The organism is Flavobacterium micromati (assembly GCF_900129585.1).
Taxonomy (GTDB): domain Bacteria; phylum Bacteroidota; class Bacteroidia; order Flavobacteriales; family Flavobacteriaceae; genus Flavobacterium; species Flavobacterium micromati.
On the sequence record NZ_FQWF01000006.1, the window covers coordinates 38,186 to 54,386 of the forward strand.

At 32.6% G+C, this 16,201-nt stretch carries 14 protein-coding genes; 5 read left to right on the plus strand and 9 right to left on the minus strand.

All coding sequences use genetic code 11. The features are described 5' to 3' along the window. Positions 1 to 4: 4 nt before the first annotated feature. Both BUB42_RS07640 and BUB42_RS07645 read left to right on the plus strand, forming a co-directional pair. Positions 5 to 3,016, plus strand: coding sequence for an ATP-binding protein (locus BUB42_RS07640; RefSeq protein ID WP_170857199.1), 3,012 nt, complete (start codon positions 5 to 7; stop codon positions 3,014 to 3,016). Between the two features lie 25 nt (positions 3,017 to 3,041). Continuing rightward, positions 3,042 to 3,536 (plus strand): hypothetical protein, encoded by a 495-nt coding sequence (locus BUB42_RS07645; protein ID WP_073018849.1) that lies wholly within the window; start codon positions 3,042 to 3,044, stop codon positions 3,534 to 3,536. Between the two features lie 252 nt (positions 3,537 to 3,788). On the opposite strand, the gene BUB42_RS07650 is transcribed toward BUB42_RS07645, so the two are convergent. The 5 genes from BUB42_RS07650 to BUB42_RS07670 all read right to left on the minus strand — a co-directional run bounded on the left by BUB42_RS07650 (position 3,789) and on the right by BUB42_RS07670 (position 8,160). Beyond that, entirely contained in the window at positions 3,789 to 4,550 is a 762-nt protein-coding gene (locus tag BUB42_RS07650) for an ABC transporter ATP-binding protein (RefSeq protein WP_073018851.1), read from the minus strand. Continuing rightward, on the minus strand, positions 4,547 to 5,296 hold the full coding sequence (locus tag BUB42_RS07655) for an MlaE family ABC transporter permease (protein ID WP_073018853.1): 750 nt from the start codon (positions 5,294 to 5,296) through the stop codon (positions 4,547 to 4,549). Before BUB42_RS07655 ends, BUB42_RS07650 begins: the two co-directional genes overlap by 4 nt. Positions 5,297 to 5,363: 67 nt before the next feature. Continuing rightward, entirely contained in the window at positions 5,364 to 6,278 is a 915-nt protein-coding gene (locus BUB42_RS07660; protein ID WP_084118306.1) for a glycosyltransferase family 2 protein, read from the minus strand. A 21-nt stretch (positions 6,279 to 6,299) separates the two neighbouring features. After that, positions 6,300 to 6,845: a methyltransferase domain-containing protein gene (locus tag BUB42_RS07665; RefSeq protein WP_073018855.1), complete on the minus strand. Its 546-nt coding sequence runs from the start codon at positions 6,843 to 6,845 to the stop codon at positions 6,300 to 6,302. Positions 6,846 to 7,101: 256 nt separating this feature from the next. Next, a complete protein-coding gene (locus BUB42_RS07670) occupies positions 7,102 to 8,160 on the minus strand; it encodes a 3-oxoacyl-ACP synthase III family protein (RefSeq protein WP_073018856.1) in 1,059 nt (352 codons plus the stop codon). Positions 8,161 to 8,518: 358 nt separating this feature from the next. Between BUB42_RS07670 and BUB42_RS07675 the strand changes: the two genes are divergently transcribed. Continuing rightward, on the plus strand, positions 8,519 to 9,043 hold the full coding sequence (locus BUB42_RS07675) for a hypothetical protein (RefSeq protein ID WP_073018858.1): 525 nt from the start codon (positions 8,519 to 8,521) through the stop codon (positions 9,041 to 9,043). Between the two features lie 71 nt (positions 9,044 to 9,114). On the opposite strand, the gene gcvP is transcribed toward BUB42_RS07675, so the two are convergent. Then, positions 9,115 to 11,964, minus strand: coding sequence for an aminomethyl-transferring glycine dehydrogenase (gcvP, locus tag BUB42_RS07680; protein ID WP_073018859.1), 2,850 nt, complete (start codon positions 11,962 to 11,964; stop codon positions 9,115 to 9,117). A gap of 146 nt (positions 11,965 to 12,110) precedes the next feature. Between gcvP and BUB42_RS07685 the strand changes: the two genes are divergently transcribed. Together BUB42_RS07685 and BUB42_RS07690 are read left to right on the plus strand one after the other, a co-directional pair. Continuing rightward, on the plus strand, positions 12,111 to 12,923 hold the full coding sequence (locus BUB42_RS07685) for a UbiA prenyltransferase family protein (RefSeq protein WP_073018861.1): 813 nt from the start codon (positions 12,111 to 12,113) through the stop codon (positions 12,921 to 12,923). Positions 12,924 to 13,080: 157 nt separating this feature from the next. Further along, positions 13,081 to 14,199: an ATP-binding protein gene (locus tag BUB42_RS07690; RefSeq protein WP_073018862.1), complete on the plus strand. Its 1,119-nt coding sequence runs from the start codon at positions 13,081 to 13,083 to the stop codon at positions 14,197 to 14,199. Positions 14,200 to 14,621: 422 nt separating this feature from the next. Here BUB42_RS07690 and BUB42_RS07695 read toward each other — a convergent pair whose 3' ends face one another. The 3 genes from BUB42_RS07695 to BUB42_RS07705 form a co-directional block, all read right to left on the minus strand. Beyond that, positions 14,622 to 14,816, minus strand: coding sequence for a hypothetical protein (locus tag BUB42_RS07695; protein WP_073018864.1), 195 nt, complete (start codon positions 14,814 to 14,816; stop codon positions 14,622 to 14,624). Between the two features lie 90 nt (positions 14,817 to 14,906). Next, positions 14,907 to 15,359 (minus strand): SRPBCC family protein, encoded by a 453-nt coding sequence (locus tag BUB42_RS07700; protein ID WP_073018866.1) that lies wholly within the window; start codon positions 15,357 to 15,359, stop codon positions 14,907 to 14,909. A gap of 5 nt (positions 15,360 to 15,364) precedes the next feature. After that, entirely contained in the window at positions 15,365 to 16,072 is a 708-nt protein-coding gene (locus BUB42_RS07705; protein ID WP_073018868.1) for a YqjF family protein, read from the minus strand. Positions 16,073 to 16,201 lie beyond the last annotated feature (129 nt).

Genomic DNA, 16,201 nt, shown 5'->3' on the forward strand with positions numbered 1-16,201 from the left:
GAATATGCTACCAATAGTACCGAAATTAAATATTGATAATTATTTATCAAATTTAGTTAATAAAACTTATTTAGTTAACAATGATTATAAGATCATAGAACGGTCTGCAGATATTCTAAAAAAAGTAAATTTAAGCACCACAATACGGTTAATTCACTTAACCAAGTTTGTTTATGAAAAAGACATAAGTATAATAGATAAATTTACATCTGTATATTCTTCGTTACATTCATTAGAAGCATCTGTTATTATAAAATTAATTTCAGATGGAAAAAAATGTGATATTTATTATGGCATAAAAAAAGAAGACCACGCAGCAAAAAGTCTAAAAGTATTGAAAGGGGCAATTGAAGGAAATTTTCCCGGCACAATTTTTAATTATAATGAGAAAGAGCACCAAGGTCTAACAACTGATGAAATAGAAATTTTACAACATAACCAATTTGATAAAGTGACTGAAATTTCGACTGTATTAGGCGTTCCTTCCCTAAAAGATAGCGAGGATGAAAATTTCATTCAGGGTATTGAAAACTTAATAAAAGGAATGCAAGGAAAACCATTTTCGGCACTTTTCATTGCAGATCCTATTAGTTCTAAAGAAAACGAAGTAGCTAAAGTGTTTTTTGAGAATATCTATACAGAACTATCCTGTTTAAAAGAACAAACTTTTAATATTGGAAAAAATGAATCAGATGCTTTTACAGAAGGAATTACAGAAACAATTGGTGAAACAATTGGATTGTCTACTTCGGAGTCAGAATCCACAGGAACAAATAAATCATCAAACAGAACAGAAAATCCGTGGATAGGGAAATCGCTTTGGAATAAATTAAAAGGATATGATTCAATTAGTAAAAATGATGGAAGTTCTGAAACAAAATCTACTACTAGTGGCACTAATCAATCTTCAAATTTAAATATTGCGGACAGCTTTTCAAAAACCAAAACAACAGGAATGTCTTCAAGTATTCAATATACAAGAGAAAACAAAACGATTATCAACATATTAGAAAATTTAGATTTAAAATTTGAAAGGCTTAATAAAGGAGAAAATGTAGGTTTATGGAATGTGGGTATTTATTTTCTATCGTCAGAATCTCAAAACAGTATTGTAGCTGCTAATATTTATAATGGTATCATAAAAGGAGAAAATTCTAGAGTTGAAAAATCGGCCATCAAAACATTCTTAAAAAATGAGAATGCACTACATTTTGTTTCTGAATATTTAAAAAATTATGAGTTACCTTATATTCAAATTAACAATTCTGAATTTGGAAACTCATTAGGAACGATTGTGACGAGCGATGAACTGACAGTACAATTATGTCCACCACAGAAGTCCATTATCGGCTTAGACGTGGTAGAAGTTGCTGCTTTTGGGAACAATCTAAAAAATTCCAATTCTGAATCAGCAATTACTATTGGGAAACTGTATAATTACGAAAAAGAATATGATGTCGATTTTGATTTAGATATTGAGAAATTAACAGGGCATCTTTTTGTAACAGGAAGTACAGGTTCGGGAAAGTCAAATGTGACCTATCAAATACTTAATGAATTGATTAAAAAAGATATTAAGTTTATGGTAATCGAACCTGCTAAAGGAGAATATAAAGATGTTTTTGGACATAGAAAAGATGTCAACGTATTTAGCACCAATTCGAATTACAGTAAATTGCTAAAAATTAATCCTTTTTCTTTTCCTCCTAAAATTCATATTTATGAGCATATAGATCGATTTATTGAAATCCTAAATGCTTGTTGGTCTATGGAAGCGGCAATGCCTGCCTTTTTAAAAGAAGCGCTAATTCTTACGTATCAAAAAAAAGGATGGGATCTTGATGCGTCAAAAAATCTAGTTCAAGAAAATTGTTTTCCTGATTTTAATGATTTATTAGATATACTGCCTAAATTAATTGAGGCAAGTGGTTATGGGCAAGAAATGAAAAATAATTATACCGGAGCACTAGTGACTCGTGTAAAAAGTATGACAAATGGTTTACTTAGACCTGTTTTTTGTAGTGTTGAAATTGCTTCCAAAAAGTTATTTGATGAAAATACGATTATTGACTTATCAAGAGTGGCTTCATCTGAAACAAAATCCTTATTAATGGGAATTGTTTTCATGAAGTTACAAGAATATAGAATGTCCGAAAGTACGGGATTCAATTGTCCTTTAAAACACGTTGCAATAATTGAAGAAGCACATAATTTGTTAAAAAAAACAAGTTCAGAACAAACTCAAGGCAGTTCTAATTTGCAAGGAAAATCAGTTGAGATGATTTCTAATGCTATTGCCGAAATGAGGACGTATGGACAAGGTTTCATATTAGCAGATCAAGCTCCAGGACTATTAGACCCATCAGCAATTAGAAATACAAATACAAAAATATGCCTTCGCTTACCTTCGCAAGAAGATCGTGAATTAGTTGGAAAAGCTATGAATTTAAATGAATTACAAATTAACGAATTAGCAAAATTAAAAACGGGTGTTGGGGCAGTTTATCAAAATGATTGGCAGGAAGCAATGTTATGTAAGTTTAGTTATTTTGAGAATAAAGAAAATAATTTTAAATATCTTTCTCACGATAAAAATCTAAATAACGTAAAAGTTTTCATTTCAAAACAATTAGTAACTAAAAGAATTGGAAAAGAGTTAGAAGTTGAAAAATTAGACAAACTTTCGAAAAATTCAAACTTAAAAGCAATAATTTTTGCCATTAAACAAAATTCATTGTCTGAAAATGAAATTGCAAAACAACTTTATGAGTTACTTGAAATTGAAATGCTTTTAAATATTATAAATAGCAATATTGATATTTGCATTCAAGAAAAATGGTTAGGTTTTTTCATTAAAATAATGTCAAAAAAATGGTTTCCATTTGACACAACTGAAACTTTAGAAATTAAGAATCTAATTTTAAAGCATCTTGCAAATATTGATAGAGCAACGTTCGCGAATGTTTATGTTTTAAACAGAAAAAAATCACAAATAGATGTTTTTTTAATAAATTAATAATCACTAACTAAAATTAAAATTTATGGCAATTGAACCATTTACAGCAGTAGCAAGCGAAGTAGTAAAAGAAGCATCTAAAGAGTCTTTTAAAGAAATCGCAAAAGAAGGATTAACGGAAGTAGCCGAAGTAGGATTAGAAGTTGAAGCGGTTGAAGCAACCGAACTCCTCGAAGCTGAAACAGCTGCGTTAAATGAAACAAAGGCCGAAGTTTCAAAAGAATTTGCTGAAGTCAAAGAACAAATTCAAGGGATTATTGATTTAATAAAAAGTTTTGAATTCGATTTTGATAATTTTATATCTGATCCAGAATATATGATGTCTAAAATTGGTGATGCAAATGCATTCCTGAAAGATTTAAGTACAAAAATCACCGATGTAGCGGAAACAGATTATGTAAAAGATCTTATAGAAACATTAGATAAGATAGATAAAGTATTGCAACAAATTCAATCTTCTGGATCTGTTGATATAAATGACGAGGATGAAGGTTTAGAGGGTTTTGGTGATGGAGAGTGAAATTAAAGAGTTTCCTATGATATAAATGATGTTATAGTGTTACATTATTCTTAAATACCGTGTTTTTCTGTATTAAGACCTTCACTATAAAAAAAACACGTTTCATAATCGAGCTGTACTTTTGCTGTATTCTTATGGAAATTAAACAGTATTATCTAGCCCTGATAGCAGCGGAAATCCTTGATTGCCGGTGTTCGGCAAGCAAGATTGAAGTGAATAGCGGATGGTAATCTTCTATAAAAATAATCTTTCCTACTCCTTCAAATACGCCTCCCTAACCTTTCTAAACAAATTAGAAGAGTACACAAAGTCAACTACAGCTTCATTATCGGTTCTAAAAATTTCTTCTTTAGATCCTTGCCAAGCTTTCAATCCGTCTTTTAAGAATAGAATATTATCACCAATTTCCATTACAGAGTTCATGTCATGAGTATTAATTACCGTTGTAATATCATATTCTTCGGTAATTTTCATGATAAGATTATCAATTAAAATAGAAGTATTTGGATCGAGACCAGAATTAGGCTCGTCACAAAAAAGATATTTTGGTTTATTTACAATAGCACGAGCAATGGCAACCCGCTTCTGCATTCCTCCTGAAATTTGAGATGGTAATTTGTTGTATGCCTCTGTTAAATCAACTCTTTCGAGTACAAAATCAACTCGCTCTTTAATCTGTGCTTTATTATTTTTGGTAAACATTCGCAACGGGAAAGCAACATTTTCGGCTACGGTCATCGAATCAAAGAGTGCGCTTCCTTGAAAAACCATCCCTATTTCTGTTCTAAGTTCTCGCTTTTCATCTGCTTGTAATTCTGAATATACTCTGCCATCAAAACATATTTGTCCGGATTCAGGTGTGTGAATCCCTAATAAACTTTTTAATAAAACTGTTTTACCAGAGCCACTTTGACCAATAATCAGATTGGTTTTTCCAGTTTCAAAAACGGTCGAAATTCCTTTTAGAATTTTGGTACCACTAAATGATTTCTCTACATTTTTTATTTCTATCATGATCCTAGCAGCAATTGCGTTAATATATAATTGAAAGTTATTATCGAAACTGATGTCCAAACAAAAGCAACAGTACTTGCTTTTCCTACCTCAAGTGCCCCACCTTTCATGTAGTAACCATGAAATGATGGAATAGTTGCGAGTAACATGGCAAAAATTAAAGTTTTTATAAATGCGTAAGCAATATGAAACGGAATAAAATCCATTTGAGTGCCATTTATAAATTCGTCACTTGAAATAAAACCGCCGTAAACTCCTGCCATCCATCCACCTAAAATTCCTAGAAACATAGCGATACCAATAAGAAATGGATATAACAGTAGGGCAATAATTTTTGGGAAAACTAAATAGTTTAATGCATTCACTCCCATAACTTCTAGCGCATCAATTTGTTCTGTAACACGCATAGTTCCAATACTTGACGTAATAAACGAACCCATTTTTCCAGCCATAATTACAGAAATAAATGTGGGTGCAAACTCTAATATCACTGACTGTCTTGTAGCAAACCCAATAAGGTATTTAGGGATCAGGGGATTAGTTAAATTCAATGCCGTTTGAATGGCAACAACACCTCCAACAAAAAAAGAAATGAAGGCAACAATTCCTAGAGAGTCAATAATTAAGTCATCAATTTCTTTAAAAATCAGACTTCGCATCACAGACCATTTAGTTTGTTTATTAAAAATTTCTTTCAGCATCAGGAAATATCTTCCAATCTGCGTTACATAGCGAGTGAGCATCATTTTATTAGTATTCAGTGTTCAGTTATTAGTATTCCGTAAAAATACTATAATTTTATTTGAAAGATGTCTAAAAAAGTTGAAACAGTTTTTCTTTCATTTTTTGGAAGCGGTGATTACGAATAAATTTAGCTTGCTCTGCTGTCACCATCAAAGTTGTATTAGCCAGTCTAGCTTTCCAAAATCCTCTGATGTAGTCTAAAAAAAGCAAAGGTTTATTTTTCATCATTGCTAATTTAGCCGATGCAATTGCAGTTATCAAAAAACCATAACCTAAGGTGTAAAAGGCTTCGCCTTGTTTGTAGCGTGCGGTTTTACTATAATTAGCGCCTGTTGGTTTTAAATGTTTTACATGTAAGGATTGATCTGTGACTACTTTCCAGTTGTAGAATTTACAAAGTAATTCGTCTACAGTGTCCCAACCCATTTGTGGTTTTAAACCGCCAATTTGTTGGAATGTTTCTTTTCTATACGCTTTTAAAGCTCCTCGAATATGATCTTCATCGGTCAAATTTTCTAGAATCCATTCGCCTTTTTTTTCTACATAACAAAAACCACCTACCATCCCAATAGCTGGATCTGACTGGAAATGTTTATCAATAGTTTCAAAATAGTTAGTCGGAAATATTAAGTCGGCATCGATCTTCACAATCACATCGTAGTTTTCGTCCAAGGTTTCAAATCCTGTTTGGAAGGCCTGAATCACTTTGCTTCCTGGTAAATGGATCGCACTAGATTTCTTTTCAACTAAAGATATAAACGGATGCTCTTTGGCAAAAGCCAAAACAATTTCTGCCGTTCTATCGGTGGAATTATCATTAACTACAACTACTTTTGTAGGTAAATGCGTTTGTGAAACTAAAGATTGTAATGTCAGTGCAATAAATTGCTCTTCATTATAAGTTGGGATAACTATGTAAAAGGCCCCCCAACCCCCGATGGGGGAGCCTGATATTGATACGTTTTGGGAATTGGGATCATTCATTTAAACTATTTTTTACTGTGATTACATTCCCCCTTTGGGGGTGAGGGGGCTTTTCTCTGCATAAACAATATAATAACGCGGTGTAAATTGACGAAGCAACGGACGTAATCCAAATTTTTTAACTGGGTTTGTCCATTTTTCCCGGTCTATTATTTTCCAACCTGTTTTTTCTAAAAGCCAGTCAAGTTGCCAGTCTTCAAATTCATGGTAATGTCTATCCCACATATCCGTTTTGCTACGATAAGCTGGAGAAAACCACAAACGCAAAGGAATAGAAATGAAAAGCTTGTCAGATTTAATTTCGTTTAAAGTAGTGTAAGGATTTAATAAATGCTCGAAGATCTCGAAAGCAGTTACAACATCTGTTTTCTCAGACTGAAAAACGGTTTGATCGTTATCTAAATCTTCTCCCGAGGTGTTTTTTACTGTAAAACCTTCTTCTTTCATAATTTTAGAGAAAGGATTTTCAACGCCTAAATCTAAAATTGTGGATGAGGTTGTGAGGTGTTTATTAAGAAATTCTAAAGTATGTTTGAATCTTTTATTAGGAAACGTTTTTTCGTACATGGTTTTTAATTTTGCGCCGTTTTCTAGTTTCGAAAGCGAAGTTGCAAATATACTAATAAAAGTGTTTTTGATTCTAGTTTTTTAGCTCAGATGAACCCGATACTTCGGGAGAAAATCCCGGAACAGCACTAGGTAGTTTTTTAAGATGCAAAAAGCGACTAAAAAGAAGCTTTATTGCATCTTTAAAAAACAAATATTGTATTGAGGAATTGCAACATGCAGCTTGATTAGCTCCAGATAAAATTAGGGCAACAAATTAATACCTATAAATAAAGGCGTTGACATTCATTCCTGCACCAACCGAAGCAAATAGAAGAATATCGCCTTTGTTGATGTTTTGATCTTTTATTTCGCCTCTAATTAACAAGTCAAAAAGAGTAGGGACAGTTGCAACGCTGCTATTGCCTAATTCATGAATGCTCATAGGCATAATATCTTGTGGAACAGACTTGTCATATAATTTATAAAATCGGTGGATAATGGCTTCATCCATTTTCTCATTAGCCTGATGGATAAGAATTTTCTTGACATCATCGATTCCAAGACCGCTTTTATCCAAACAAGTTTTCATTGCAGCAGGAACGTTAGTTAGAGCGAATTCATAGATCTTTCGTCCATGCATTTTGATATAACGAGTGTCAGGATCTAATTCAGAATTATACGATTTTCCAAAAAATAAATAGTTGGCCTCATCCATGGCATAAGTGCCACTTTCGTACGATAATAATCCAGATTCATCGTCAGAAGCTTCTAGAATTGAAGCTCCTGCACCGTCAGAATAGATCATCGAATCCCTATCATGCGCATCAACTACTCTTGATAAAGTTTCAGATCCAATAACTAAACAGCGTTTAGCCATGCCAGATTTTATAAAAGCGTTGGCTTGAAGTACGCCTTCAATCCATCCTGGACAACCGAAAAGAATGTCGTAAGCAACGCATTTTGGATTTTTAATTTGTAATTTATGTTTTACTCTCGTAGCTAAACTAGGTAACATATCTGATTGAATTGCACCCTTTTTAACATCACCAAAATTGTGAGCAAAAATGATATAATCTATGGTTTCAGGATCGATTGCCGCATTATCTATCGCCTTTTTAGCTGCAAAAAAAGCCAAATCAGATGAGCTGTAATGATCTTCGGCATATCGCCTATGTTCTATACCGGTAATTCCTTTAAATTTATTAATTATTACGTCGTTAGGATATTTAAATGCAGTACCATCTTCGTTCAAAAACGTATGATCGCCAAAGTCTGTATTGCTAATTTTTTTCTCAGGAATATAACTTCCTATCCCAGTTATTTTTATTTTCATTATATTACTTTTCCAAATTTCATGCTAAATTAAACATAAAAATATTATTACTGTCACAATATTTACTATGCATGCATATAATTATAGAAAAACATTTTATTGGCAAAATTTTTGACAATTTAATACCAAATTAGTCAAATTGATGCGATTTAATTTTCTTTAATTTGGAGATTCGCTAAGGAGGTATTTTAGAAATTATATTATAAATCAAATTACATGGTTGTCTAATGTTTTACTCATCGAAAAATTAAAGTGTGTTTTATAATTTTTTTAATGATGACGATTTCTCGTTAAAAAGTACTTAAAAGATAAGTTTTTTTATATTTTTGGAATATATAAAAACCTAAATTTAAAAGAAATGAAAAAAATTATTTTGATGCTGTCTTTAATTTTAACTACTTCAGTTGTAAGTGCTCAAACTGATGCTATAACAAAACATAGCGGTGAAATTGTAAATGGTAAAGTATTGCGAGTAGATGAATACACTATTGTTTTTAAGTACGATGGTGAAGATGCCGAGAACTCTATTGGAAAATATGCTATCGAAAAAGTAGTTTATGGCAAGAGTGGTAGAGTAGAGGAAATTACTGAAAAGATCGTAGTTACAGGAGAAGCTGACTGGGAGAAAGTAATAATTCTAGAAGAGAAGTCTTATATTGCTGGTTTAAAAAAAGCAGGTGAGGTAAGAGGAAAAACTGGAATGATCAACTTGCAAACAGGAAACACAGGTGATAAAAAAGCAGAGAAGAAGCTTAAAATGGCTGCTGCAGTTTTGGGTTGTCCTTTTGTGTTAATGGTTTCTGATAAAACAACTGTTGGAGCAAACTCCAATCAATTTGGTGGGACACAAGCAATCAAAACAGGTTTAGGTTATAAATACTAAACCGCATCTTTTTTTAAATATAAATGCCTCGAAATTTCGAGGCATTTTTAATTTATAAACGGTTCCGGCGTTTAGCTTTCAATATACGCTGCAATTGGCGCGCAAGAACAATTCAAGTTTCTATCACCATACGCTTCATCAACTCTACGAACGGTAGGCCAGAATTTATTTTCAGCAATATATTCTAATGGGAATGCTGCTGCTTCGCGGGTATATGGGAAAATCCAGTTATCAGTTGTCACCATCATTAAAGTATGTGGTGCATTTTTTAGTACATTATCTGGATTGTCTATAGTTACCGAGTCTATTTCTTTTCTAATAGCAATCATAGCATCACAGAAACGATCTAATTCTTCTAAGTTTTCACTTTCTGTTGGTTCGATCATCATTGTTCCTGCAACTGGGAAAGAAACCGTAGGAGCGTGGAAGCCATAATCCATCAAGCGTTTTGCAATATCAGTTACTTCAATTCCTTTTTCTTTAAATGGACGACATTCAATAATCATTTCGTGAGCTGCACGACCCATTTCTCCAGAATACAACGTATCGTAATGACCGTTTAATTTCTCTTTAATGTAGTTTGCATTTAAAATAGCATATTCAGTAGATTGTTTCAAACCTTCTGCGCCAAGCATACAGATATAACCATAAGAAATCAAGCAAACTAATGCTGAACCCCAAGGCGCTGCTGAAATTGCCGTAATTGCATTTTCACCTCCTGTTGGGATTAATGGATTTGTAGGTAAAAATGGAACCAACTGTGGAGCAACGCATATTGGTCCTACACCTGGACCACCACCTCCGTGAGGAATAGCGAATGTTTTATGTAAGTTTAAATGACATACATCAGCACCAATCGTAGCAGGATTAGTCAAGCCAACTTGTGCATTCATATTAGCACCATCCATATAAACTTGTCCACCATTATCGTGAATCAATTGGGTAATTTCTCTAATGGCACTTTCAAAAACGCCATGAGTTGATGGGTAAGTTACCATCAAGCAGGAAAGATTGTCTTTGTGTAAAAGCGCTTTTTCACGTAAATCTTCTACGTCTATATTTCCGTTTTCTAATGTTTTAGTAACAACTACTTTCATTCCAGCCATAGTTGCAGATGCTGGATTAGTTCCGTGAGCTGATGATGGAATCAAAGCAATGTTTCTGTGATGATCGCCTCGAGAATGGTGATAAGCACGAATTACCATCAATCCTGCATATTCTCCCTGAGCTCCAGAGTTAGGTTGCAATGTTGTGCCAGCAAAACCAGTAATAACATTTAATTGTTGTTCTAATTTGGTCAACATTTCTTGGTAACCCTGCGCTTGATCTAAAGGGGCGAAAGGGTGAATATTATTCCATTGTGGCATACTTAAAGGCAGCATTTCTGAAGCTGCATTTAATTTCATCGTACAAGATCCTAAAGAAATCATAGAGTGATTTAACGCCAAATCTTTACGCTCTAACATTTTGATGTAACGCATCAATGCTGTTTCTGAGTGATATTTATTGAAAACATCATGTTGTAAGAAAGTCGATGTTCTAAGCACGCTTTCTGGAAAATGATTCGTTTCTGATAAAGTATTAATTGTAGTAGCCTGAACACCTTTTGCAGAAGCGAAAACCGAAATAATAGTATTTAAATCGGAAATACTTGTTGTTTCATTTAATGAAATTGAAACTGTATTTTGATCAACGTAAAAGAAATTAATTTCGTTTTCTTCTGCAATTGTTTTTACTTTTTCGGCATTAGCCTTAATTACAATCGTATCGAAGAAAGCTGTATTTGTTTGCTCAAAGCCTATTTTACCTAAAGCGTTTGATAAAGTTGCTGCCGAGGCGTGTACTTTACTGGCAATATATTGCAATCCTTTTGGGCCATGAAAAACAGAATACATTCCGGCCATAACCGACAATAAAACTTGCGCAGTACAAATATTCGAAGTTGCCTTGTCGCGTTTTATGTGCTGCTCACGAGTTTGTAGCGCCATACGAAGCGCACGGTTACCGTCAGTGTCAATAGTTACGCCTATAATTCTTCCTGGCATGCTTCTTTTATACTCGGACTTAGTGGCAAAAAATGCAGCATGAGGACCACCATAACCTAATGGAATTCCAAACCGTTGTGTAGTTCCAAGAACAATAGCCGCACCCATTTCTCCTGGAGGCGTCAGTTTTACTAAGCTTAAAATATCCGCAGCAACAGCAACTTTGATTTCGTTATCTGTGGCTTTTGTTATAAAAGCTTTGTAATCGTGCACTTGTCCAAATTTCCCAGGATATTGAAGAATTGCACCAAAAAATTCTGACGAAAAATCGAAAGTTTCGTGGTTTCCAATTACTAATTCAACCCCAATTGGCGCCGATCGTGTTTGTAAAACCGATAAAGTTTGTGGTAAGATCTCTTCTGAAACAAAGAATTTATTGATATTACTTTTCTTTTGATCGCGGGTTCTTACGTCAAATAAAAGAGCCATCGCTTCGGCAGCAGCGGTTCCTTCGTCTAATAAAGATGCATTTGCAATTTCCATTCCAGTTAATTCGATAACCATGGTTTGAAAATTTAAAATCGCTTCTAGACGACCTTGCGCAATTTCAGCCTGATACGGCGTGTAAGCAGTGTACCAACCTGGATTTTCAAAAACATTTCTTTGAATTACTGCAGGAATAATTGCTGCATTGTAACCCAAACCAATGTAAGATTGAAAAACTTTATTTTTATTGCCTAATTTCTGAATGTGATTTGCAAACTCATATTCAGTCATTGCAGGTTCTAAGTTCAAATCAGCATGCAATCTAATATCAGTTGGAATCGTTTCGTTAATTAACTGATCCAGAGTATCTGCGCCAATTGTTTTTAACATGTGTTCTAAATCATTTTCCCTTGGACCAATGTGTCTTAATGCAAAAGCGTCTGTTTTCATTATATATTAAATAGGTTGTGTGTTTATTGTTTTAGAGGTCGTAAAATTAAATATTAAATTACTATTATTAGCCATTTTTAACTTGATTTTCTATCAATTTTTCAACTAAAAGCCGTTCTTATTAACACTTTGATTAATTTTGTCTAATGAAGGTTTTAACCCAAATACTAAATTTTTATATTAATTGCAGTATTCACGTGGCTTTATCATGTTATGCTTTGGTTCGGATGACCCAGCACATGTTCCACATTTCTTATGAAAACTCAATTGCAAATTTTGCATTTTTTGGAACGATTGTAGGATATAATTTTGTCAAATATGATGCTTTGGTTCGCAAGCAAAAAGTTCAAATGCGTTACGAGTTAAAAGCAATTGCTTTTTTTAGTTTTTGCTCGCTAGTTTTAGTTGGTTTTTATTTTTTTCAATTAAAACATATCACTCAAATAGTAGCTTTCATTTTTTTAAGCGTCACTTTGCTATATACGCTTCCTTTTTTTCCAAATAAGAGAAATGCGAGAAATTGGGCTGGTGTAAAAATTTACATAGTTGCTTTATGTTGGGTGGGCGTGACTCTAGTTTTGCCTATTTTAAATGCTGAGGTTGCTATTACCTTTAATTTTTATTTAAAATGTATCCAAAGGTTTTTTCTCCTTTTTGTATTGATTCTTATTTTCGAAATTAATGATTTGGCAAATGATGATCCGCATTTGCAAACTGTTCCGCAGCAAATAGGGGTAAAGCAAACAAAGGTTCTAGGATTATGGTTGATAATTCTATTCTTCTTTTTAGAATTTTTAAAAAATAATTTTGATCAAAAACAAATAGTCGTGAATTTTATTTTAGTTGTTTTGGTCTCTCTTTTTCTACTTTTTGCAAATGAAAAGCGTTCGAAATTTTATACTTCCTTCTGGGTTGAAAGTATTCCTATATTTTGGTGGTTGACAGTGGTTTTTCTTTAGAAAAGCCAATATTAGTGACTGCATTAATGGAAAAAAGTATAAAATTGGTGAACGTATTCACCAATAATACCGTAAATTTGGTGAATACGTTCACCAATTTTAGTATAAATTTGGTGAATAGAAAGTCTTTTTATATCTTTGAAAAAATTTTATTACAATGATTACAAGAGATTTAACATCGATAATTCAAAAAAAATTAAATAAAGGAAAAGTTATTCTATTAATTGGTCCACGACAAGTGGGAAAAACAACATTAATTAATTCTTTGTTGAAGGGTATTACTTACCTTTTTCTTGATGGTGACGACTCATTAGTTGCTGATACTTTGGCAAATGCAAACACAGAAACCTTAAAAAGTATAATAGGCAATTACAAGTACGTATTTATAGATGAGGCGCAACGTATTCCTAACATCGGTTTAAAGTTGAAAATTATGGTGGATCAGATAAAAGATGTTCAAGTCATTGTGAGTGGCTCATCTGCTTTTGATATAAATCATATTACACAAGAGCCATTAACGGGACGTAAATTTGAATACCATTTGTTTCCTATTTCTTGGAATGAATTTCAAAATAATGTAGGTTATATTAAAGCGCAGCAGCAATTAGAACTTCGATTATTATACGGAATGTATCCTGATGTGATCAATAATTTCGCCAATGAATATGAGATCATTAAAAATTTAGTTTCGAGTTATTTGTATAAAGATATATTGAGTTTGGCTGGTATTAGGAAGTCAGAAGTTTTAGAGAAAATTTTACAAGCATTGGCATTACAAGTGGGAAGCGAAGTAAGTTATAACGAAATAGCGCAATTAGTTGGTGTTGATAAAAACACGGTAAGTAATTATATTGATATTCTAGAGAAGGCTTTCGTTATATTTAGATTGAATAGTTATAGCAAAAATATCCGTAATGAAATCAAGGCCAACCGAAAGATTTACTTTTATGATAATGGTGTTCGTAATATGCTGATTGGAAATTTTAACGCTTTAGAATTTCGACAAGATAAAGGAGCACTTTGGGAGAATTTTTTAGTTTCGGAACGAATGAAAATGCTATCTTATACCAATAGTTTAGCAAAATCCTATTTTTGGAGAACTACTACACAACAAGAAATTGATTATGTAGAAACTAATGCGGATGTAGTTACTGCTTTTGAATTTAAGTGGTCACCATTGAAAAAAGTAAAGTTACCTAAATCCTTCGAGGATGCTTATGGTCCAGAATACTTAGTGGTTACTAGGGAGAATTTTAGAGAGTTTTTGCTGGTATAATTCTATTATTAAATTGCAACTAAAATCCAGCTCCAATTCAAAAAAAGTATTTGGGTACAGAGCGAGACTCCTTAATTCCAGTAAATTCTCCCTTATTGAAAAAACTCAATATGAGCAAAGAAGAACAACGAGAAATTTGGGCAATTGAACAATTGTTCGCTTTAATTATTGACGGTAAATAACAGTTTATGAGTATCCTTTTTACCTTAGTTACATTTAGATTTCTAACTTTTGATTAAAAATCGTGGTTAATATTTCAGAAGCTTTTGAGTTAAACATATTTTGCTTTGTAATTTCATTAAAAAATTAAGCATGTGACTTGAAATTCCCAAGTTGCTTTTTAAAATAAAATTTTTAACCACGATTTTTAGTTGCTATTTTTAATATAAATCCTGGAATACTAAATCCGAACCACCTTTTATTTACGACTCGTCTTTAGTTGTTTTAACTAAACTAATTCCTGAAAAGAAGAACACAAAACCAAGAACACCATAAATAATGAGCGATTTTATATCTTTATTTGCTCCAGATGTATTGGCAAATAAAATTGCAGTATAAATTAAGCCTCCTATTCCTAAGGCGGTGAGGATAGCTCCGAAAAGTCTTTTAAGATTCATGAGTTTTATTTTTAATGATTAATTTGTCAAAATTAGTCTTTTGTATATTATTTCATTATATTATTTTTAGGAATTGTTTCAAGTTTCACACTAGTAATTTATAGCTATTTGCTTGATAAAGTGATTACGCTCTGCGATAAAATTGGTTAAATATTTTTTAAGTGTTACAACATCTAATAATTTTCCTAAAAGTCCGAAGGGAGTACCATATTCTAACTTATCAATCATAATTGTTATGTCATTCTTCCGTAAACAAGTATGTGTATGTTTGAAAATTTTAAATCGGCATTCCAAAATTTCATCTACAAAATGAGAAGGAGTTTCCATTTTTGAAATAATACTTTTATGTGTGAGGTACAAACCAAAATGTTTCCCATGCCAAGTAACCGTTTCATTCAAATTAATTAGGCCAGAAGTCACGCCAGCAATAGCAATTTTTTTAGTAGGGCTTACTGATTTTTGGTGAACGTCAATATCGCATGAAATGTTAAAAACGGTTTGTAGCGGTGCAGTGATTTTTGTTTTTACCTTGAATTTGGTCATCACAACTATATTTTTCTCTTATCTTCAATAGTTATAGCAGAGCCAACCGCCACAAAAACTGAAGTTGGTTCTAAATCCTGAATAAAAGCAAATTCTTTTCCGTAAACTCCTTCAATATCAATTACAGAAGTGTTTTTTATAACTTGATATTGTTGCCATCTGGGATGAGTAACTTGATACTCAAAAGTTTGATTTTCATTAATTTTAGTATAACCAAAATAATGCTCCGTAATAAATTCAGCCTCCGAACCAATTTCAATTTCGATAGGATTTTTTTCAGTTTCTACCTGAATTGTATTCCAATTATTATTTACTTTCCATTGATAAATAAATTCTCGAGAATTTTCGTTAATCTTCAACGCATGTTTCATTGGCAACGTGCTGTAATGTTCATTATAGAATGTATTTGCCACGAATGAAATGGCATGTTTTGGAACAATTTCGCTGATAAAAACGGCGCCTCTTTTCCAAACTCCGTTCTCAAAGCGCCTAACATAAAATCGCAAATTCACTTCTTCAAAATCAGAGTGAAAAGGGATTTTAATTCCTAAGACGCGTACTTTTTCGAAAAGAAAACCAATAAAACTGACATAACATTTGCCGTTCCAGAAATCAAGTTCGGTTCCTTTTGGGACATATTTTTGAAGTATTGCTGGATCAACCACGTAATTAATCATCGCTAGATTGTTCCATTCCGCTTTTAAAAAACTCATATTTTATTGTTTTTATTTATTTTGTACTATGCTTATATTTTATTAAATGCTTATAATTTCCGCCATTATTTCTTGCTTTTATTTTTTTTAAAAGACATAAAACTTTTATTGAAAACACAACAATTGCAA

Coding starts and splice junctions, on each gene's coding strand:
- BUB42_RS07640 (WP_170857199.1), top strand. CDS start 5: ATGCTACCAATAGTACCGAAATTAAATATTGATAATTATTTATCAAAT.
- BUB42_RS07645 (WP_073018849.1), top strand. CDS start 3,042: ATGGCAATTGAACCATTTACAGCAGTAGCAAGCGAAGTAGTAAAAGAA.
- BUB42_RS07650 (WP_073018851.1), bottom strand. CDS start 4,550: ATGATAGAAATAAAAAATGTAGAGAAATCATTTAGTGGTACCAAAATT.
- BUB42_RS07655 (WP_073018853.1), bottom strand. CDS start 5,296: ATGATGCTCACTCGCTATGTAACGCAGATTGGAAGATATTTCCTGATG.
- BUB42_RS07660 (WP_084118306.1), bottom strand. CDS start 6,278: ATGAATGATCCCAATTCCCAAAACGTATCAATATCAGGCTCCCCCATC.
- BUB42_RS07665 (WP_073018855.1), bottom strand. CDS start 6,845: ATGTACGAAAAAACGTTTCCTAATAAAAGATTCAAACATACTTTAGAA.
- BUB42_RS07670 (WP_073018856.1), bottom strand. CDS start 8,160: ATGAAAATAAAAATAACTGGGATAGGAAGTTATATTCCTGAGAAAAAA.
- BUB42_RS07675 (WP_073018858.1), top strand. CDS start 8,519: ATGAAAAAAATTATTTTGATGCTGTCTTTAATTTTAACTACTTCAGTT.
- gcvP (WP_073018859.1), bottom strand. CDS start 11,964: ATGAAAACAGACGCTTTTGCATTAAGACACATTGGTCCAAGGGAAAAT.
- BUB42_RS07685 (WP_073018861.1), top strand. CDS start 12,111: ATGAAGGTTTTAACCCAAATACTAAATTTTTATATTAATTGCAGTATT.
- BUB42_RS07690 (WP_073018862.1), top strand. CDS start 13,081: ATGATTACAAGAGATTTAACATCGATAATTCAAAAAAAATTAAATAAA.
- BUB42_RS07695 (WP_073018864.1), bottom strand. CDS start 14,816: ATGAATCTTAAAAGACTTTTCGGAGCTATCCTCACCGCCTTAGGAATA.
- BUB42_RS07700 (WP_073018866.1), bottom strand. CDS start 15,359: ATGACCAAATTCAAGGTAAAAACAAAAATCACTGCACCGCTACAAACC.
- BUB42_RS07705 (WP_073018868.1), bottom strand. CDS start 16,072: ATGAGTTTTTTAAAAGCGGAATGGAACAATCTAGCGATGATTAATTAC.